This window comes from Streptomyces sp. NPDC056503 (assembly GCF_042794995.1).
GTDB lineage: Bacteria > Actinomycetota > Actinomycetes > Streptomycetales > Streptomycetaceae > Streptomyces.
The window spans coordinates 1-5,452 of record NZ_JBHTST010000237.1 but is presented as its reverse complement, the minus strand read 5'-3'; the positions used below and the strand labels follow the sequence as shown (position 1 = coordinate 5,452).

Here is a 5,452-nt window from a genome sequence, read left to right as displayed (position 1 = left end):
GTACACGGAATCGTGTACCGGGCCCCTCGGCGTTGCTCTGCCGGGCCGTCCGTCAGGCGGACTTGCGGCTGTCGCGCGGATGCACCGCGATGTTCATGGCGCCGGAGCGCAGGACGGCCAGCCTTTCGGCCAGGACCTCCTCCAGCTCCTCACGGGTACGCCGCTCCATGAGCATGTCCCAGTGCGTACGCGCCGGCTTGCCCTTCTTCTCCTCGGGTCCGTCGCCGTCCACCAGGAGTGCCTGGATTCCGCAGACCTTGCATTCCCACTCCGGCGGAATTTCCGCCTCCACCGAGAAGGGCATCTCAAAACGATGGCCCTTCTCGCATGCGTACTCCACGGCCTGGCGAGGTGCCAGATCGATGCCGCGGTCGGTCTCGTAGCTGGTCACCACGAGGCGCGTGCCGCGAAGAGCTCGCTCACTCATGAATCGTGCCTCCCGGGCTTGTCGCCCACAGGACAGGTGTCGCTGTCGTCGTCATCCGGTCAACGTCCGGTCGGCGAGAAAGATTCCCGTTCCGGGTAATGCGTCGCCCGTCGTGCCGCCCCTTGTTGTACCCATCACTGCCCGTTTTGTCACATCTGGCGGCAGATGTAACTCATCGTCTTCACGAAAGCAGCACGCAGTAACGGTCCGCCTGGCAGGCCAAACGCGTACACTACCGGCCTTTCACTTCCGCGTCTAAATTCGTTCGGGTACGACATTCCCCGCCTCCTGTGCCGCGTCCCGGACGGGCACCCGTGCGAGCAGCGCGAAACCGGCCACGAAGAAGATCACGAGGGAGATGATGGCAGCTCGATAGCTGTCCGTCAGCTGGTACACGAGACCGAACATCAGCGGCCCCAGCCAGCTCAGCCCCCGGTCGCTCAGCTCGTACGCCGAGAAGTACTCCGCCTCCTTGCCCTCCGGCACCAGGTGCGAGAAGAGCGAACGGGACAGCGCCTGGGTGCCGCCCATCACCAGCCCGATCGCCGCCGCCAGGCAGTAGAAGAAGACCGGGGCCCCGGCCGGCAGCAGATATCCGGCCATGAGGATCACCGTCCACACGACGAGCGCGCCCAGGATCGTCCGCTTGGCGCCGTGCGTCCGGGCGAAGCGGGCCATCAGGAGGGCACCCGCCACGGCCAGGATCTGCACCAGCAGCACCGCCGTGATCAGCGTCGTCTTCTCCAGGCCCAGCTCCTCCTCGCCGAAGATCGCCGCCTGCGAGATCACCGTCTGCACCCCGTCGTTGTAGACGAGGTAGGCGAGCAGGAAGGCCAGCGTCAGCGGGTGCCGGCGCATGTCCTTGATGGTCGACCGCAGCTGCCGCCAGCCCGCGCCGACCGCCCCTCCGCCCGCCGGACGGCCCGCGCCCTCGGGGGCGGGCGGCAGCCGGCGGTCGCGCAGCCGCCGCAGCGGGATCAGCGCGAAGGCGCCCCACCAGAGCCCCGCCGAGGCCAGACAGATCCGGACCGCCTCGCCCTCCTCCAGGCCGAAGGAGTCGTGGGCCGAGTACAGGACGAGGTTGAGCACGAGGACGAGCGCGCCGGAGGTGTAGCCGAAGGCCCAGCCGCGTGAGGAGACCCGGTCCCGCTCGTCCGGTCCCGCGATCTGCGGCAGATAGGCGTTGTAGAGCATCATCGCCACGGCGAAGGAGGCGTTCGCCACGATCAGCAGGAAGGTGCCGAGCAGGTACCGGGTGCCCTCCAGGAAGAACATCCCGGTGGTCGCGCCCGCCCCGAGGTACGCGGCCGCCGCGAGCAGCGGCTTCTTCCGGCCCCAGCGGTCCGCCGCCGCGCTCACCAGCGGCATCGCCACGATGGCCACCACCAGCGAGAGGGAGACGGCGTACGGGAAGAGCGAACCCGGCGCCACCGGTATGCCGAGCGGGTACACCAGCCGGTCCTCGCCGCCGGCCGCGTTCTCGGCCACCGACTTGAGGTAGGGCCCCAGGAACACGGTCACGACGCTCGTCGAGTAGACGGAGCAGGCGAAGTCGTAGAAGTACCAGCCCCGCTGTTCCCGTCGGCGCTCGGCCGGATCGGTGATGGGCCCCTCGGTACCGGTCGTCTCGGCGGTCACGGCCGCACGCCCCCCTCGTTCGTCCCCGTTGCCGGGACGCCCCGCCTCGGCCTCAGGTCCATGCCCCGCGGGCGGTGAGGACCTCGCGCAGCGTCTCCAGATGATCGGTCATGATGCCATCGACCCCCAGGTCGAGGAGAGACTCCATGCGCTCCGGATCGTTCACGGTCCACACGTGCACCTGGAGCCCGCGCGCGTGCGCCGCCCGGACGAACCGGCGGTCCACCACGCGGATGCCGCCCTGCGTCTCCGGGACCTGCGCCGCCACCGCGCCGGCCCGCAGCGGGGCCGGGAGCCCGAGCGAGCGGAGCCGCAGGGCCGCGACCCCGGTCACGCCGTACGAGGTGGCCAGGCGCGGGCCCGCGAGGCGCTGGGCGCGGGCCACCCGGGCCTCGGTGAAGGAGCTGACCAGGACCCGGTCCCAGGCGTCGGCGCGGGAGATCAGGTCCACCAGCGGGGCGAGCGCCGACTCCGTCTTGAGGTCCACGTTCCAGCGGGCCTCGGGGAACTCGTGGAGCAGGTCCTCGAAGAGCGGCAGCGGCTCCTTGCCGGCCACCCGGGCCTCCCGCACCGCCGCCCACGGAAGGTCGCGGATCCGGCCCGCGGTGTCCGTCACCCGGTCCAGGGTCGCGTCGTGGAAGGCGACCAGCACCCCGTCGGCGGTGGTGTGCACATCGGTCTCGAAGTAGCGGTAGCCCGCCGCGGCGGCCCGGCGGAAGGCGGCCGCCGTGTTCTCCAGGCCGTCCGCCGTACCGCCCCGGTGGGCGATGGGCAGCGGGCGCGGGTGGTCGAGGTAGGGATGGGGTACGCGAGTCACCGCCGCAGTATGGCGCCTTCCGGTGACTCGCCGGAGACGGCGGCGTCGACGGCGCCCGGCTCGGGGGTGGCCTCGGGGCGGGTGGTGGCCGCCGGCGCCGGGGAGGCCTGGGGCGCCGGTGAGGCCTCGGACTCCGGGGCCGCTTCCGGATCCGGGGTGGCCTCGGACTCCGGGGCGGCCTCCGGCCCGGGGACCGCGAAGAAGCGGAGGAAGAACTGGGCGAGCGGGCCGATCGACAGCGCGTAGAGGAGCGTGCCGACGCCGACGGAGCCGCCGAGCAGGAAGCCGGTGGTGACGACGGCGATCTCGATCAGGGTCCTGGTCAGCCGGATCGACCAGCCGGTCACCCGGTGCAGCCCGGTCATCAGGCCGTCGCGCGGGCCGGGGCCGAAGCGGGCCGCGATGTACAGACCGGTCGCCAGGCCGTTCAGCACGATGCCCAGGACCATGAGGGCGCTCCGGACCACGAGGCCGTGGCCGTCCGGGAGCAGCGCCAGGGTGCCGTCCATCGCCAGGCCGATCACGAAGACGTTCGACACCGTGCCGAGGCCCGGCCGCTGCCGGATCGGGATCCACAGCAGCAGCACGACCGCGCCCACGATGATCGACACCACCCCGATCGTCAGCCCGGTCAGCTCGGCCAGGCCCTGGTGGAGCACGTTCCACGGCTCCATGCCGAGCCCCGCCCTGACCAGCAGGGCCGAGCTGACCCCGTACAGCGTGAGGCCGGCGTACAGCTGGACCAGCCGACGGGTCAGGTGCCGGCCGCGGGAGCCGGAGGCGATGGACATGGACGTGCCCCCCTGGGGTGGTGACGGGTGTGGATCGCGGCCCGGTGTGGTGACAGTGGACCGACCCATGACACTCTGTGGCGGGAGAACCGATGCCAACCATGGCCAATTCGAGGAAGGTGGACTGATTTCCATGGCTCAGTGGACCTCGGCGGTCGGGGCCGCCCAACTCGCGCGGCAGCTCCAGGCGCAGCAGCCGCGCCCCGCGGGCCCCGGCACCCGGAAGCCGCCCGCCTACCGCGCCCTCGCCGACGGCATCCGCCTGCTCGTCCTGGAGGGCCGGGTGCCGGTCGCCGCCCGGCTGCCCGCCGAGCGCGAACTCGCGCTCGCCCTCACCGTCAGCCGCACCACCGTCGCCGCCGCCTACGAGGCGCTGCGCACCGAGGGCTTCCTGGAGTCCCGGCGCGGCGCCGGCAGCTGGACCGCCGTCCCGGCCGGCAACCCGCTGCCCGCGCGCGGCCTCGAACCGCTGCCGCCGGAGACCCTCGGCTCCCTCATCGACCTCGGCTGCGCCGCGCTGCCCGCCCCCGAGCCCTGGCTGACCCGCAGCGTCCAGGGCGCCCTGGAGGAGCTGCCGCCGTACGCGCACACCCACGGCGACTACCCGGCCGGGCTGCCCGCGCTGCGCGCCACGCTCGCCGAGCGCTACACCGCCCGCGGCATCCCGACCATGCCCGAGCAGATCATGGTCACCACCGGTGCCATGGGCGCCATCGACGCCATCTGCCACCTCTTCGCCGGGCGCGGCGAGCGGATCGCCGTCGAGTCCCCCTCGTACGCCAACATCCTCCAGCTCATGCGGGAGGCTGGCGCCCGGCTGGTCCCCGTCGCCATGTCCGAGGGGCTCGGCAGCTGGGACCTCGGCCGCTGGCGCCAGGTGCTGCGCGACGCCGCGCCCCGCCTCGCGTACGTCGTCGCCGACTTCCACAACCCGACCGGCGCCCTCGCCGGCGAGGAGCAGCGGCGGGGGCTCGTGGAGGCCGCCCGGGCGGCCGGGACCGTCCTGGTCGTCGACGAGACCATGGCCGAGCTGCACCTCGACGGGGACGTGGAGATGCCCCGGCCGGTCTGCGCCTTCGACCCGGCCGGCTCCACGGTCCTCACCGTCGGCTCGGCCAGCAAGGCGTTCTGGGCCGGGATGCGGATCGGCTGGGTCCGGGCCGCGCCCGACGTGATCCGCTCCCTGGTGGCCGCCCGCGCCTACGCGGACCTGGGCACCCCGGTCCTGGAACAGCTCGGCGTCAACTGGCTGATGCGCACCGGCGGCTGGGAGGAGGCCGTCGAGCTGCGCAGGGCGCAGGCCAGGGAGAACCGCGACGCGCTCGTCGCCGCGGTCCGCAGGGAGCTGCCGGAGTGGGAGTTCGAGGTGCCGAAGGGCGGGCTGACGCTCTGGGTGCGCACCGGCGGGCTCTCCGGCTCCCGGCTGGCCGAGGCGGGCGAGCGGGTCGGCGTCCGCGTCCCCTCCGGCCCCCGCTTCGGCGTCGACGGCGCCTTCGAGGGGTACATCCGGCTCCCGTTCACCGTCGGCGGCCCGGTCGCCGAGGAGGCCGCGGTCCGGCTCGCCGCGGCGGCCCGGCTGGTCGAGTCGGGCCTCGGCGGGGGAGTGGAGCCGCCGCGGACGTTCGTCGCCTGACCCGGTCGCCTGCTCCGCTCGTCCGCACCGGCCGCTTGACCCGCTCGCCTCGTCGGGTCGCCTGGTCCGGTGTCCCCGCGCGCGTGGGACGGGGAGCGGGTGACGCGCGCGGGGAGACGGCGAAGGCCGGTGCGGATCCGGAGATC

The 5,452-nt window shown here is 73.1% G+C and carries 5 protein-coding genes; 1 reads left to right on the top strand and 4 read right to left on the bottom strand.

The annotated features are described in order from the left end of the window. Positions 1-52: 52 nt before the first annotated feature. The 4 genes from ACFQ8C_RS36375 to ACFQ8C_RS36360 all read right to left on the bottom strand — a co-directional run bounded on the left by ACFQ8C_RS36375 (position 53) and on the right by ACFQ8C_RS36360 (position 3,673). Positions 53-427, bottom strand: coding sequence for an RNA polymerase-binding protein RbpA (locus ACFQ8C_RS36375; RefSeq protein WP_015032218.1), 375 nt, complete (start codon positions 425-427; stop codon positions 53-55). Between the two features lie 255 nt (positions 428-682). After that, entirely contained in the window at positions 683-2,065 is a 1,383-nt protein-coding gene (locus tag ACFQ8C_RS36370; RefSeq protein WP_383466156.1) for an MFS transporter, read from the bottom strand. Between the two features lie 52 nt (positions 2,066-2,117). Next, on the bottom strand, positions 2,118-2,882 hold the full coding sequence (locus ACFQ8C_RS36365) for a glycerophosphodiester phosphodiesterase (protein ID WP_383466155.1): 765 nt from the start codon (positions 2,880-2,882) through the stop codon (positions 2,118-2,120). Beyond that, the gene (locus ACFQ8C_RS36360) at positions 2,879-3,673 is read right to left on the bottom strand and encodes a hypothetical protein (protein ID WP_383466153.1); all 795 of its coding nucleotides are present in this window, start codon (positions 3,671-3,673) and stop codon (positions 2,879-2,881) included. The genes ACFQ8C_RS36365 and ACFQ8C_RS36360 overlap by 4 nt, the downstream gene beginning before the upstream one ends. 133 nt (positions 3,674-3,806) lie before the next feature. On the opposite strand from ACFQ8C_RS36360, the gene ACFQ8C_RS36355 reads away from it, so the two are divergent. Then, positions 3,807-5,306: a PLP-dependent aminotransferase family protein gene (locus tag ACFQ8C_RS36355; protein WP_383466151.1), complete on the top strand. Its 1,500-nt coding sequence runs from the start codon at positions 3,807-3,809 to the stop codon at positions 5,304-5,306. The last annotated feature ends 146 nt before the right edge of the window (positions 5,307-5,452 follow it).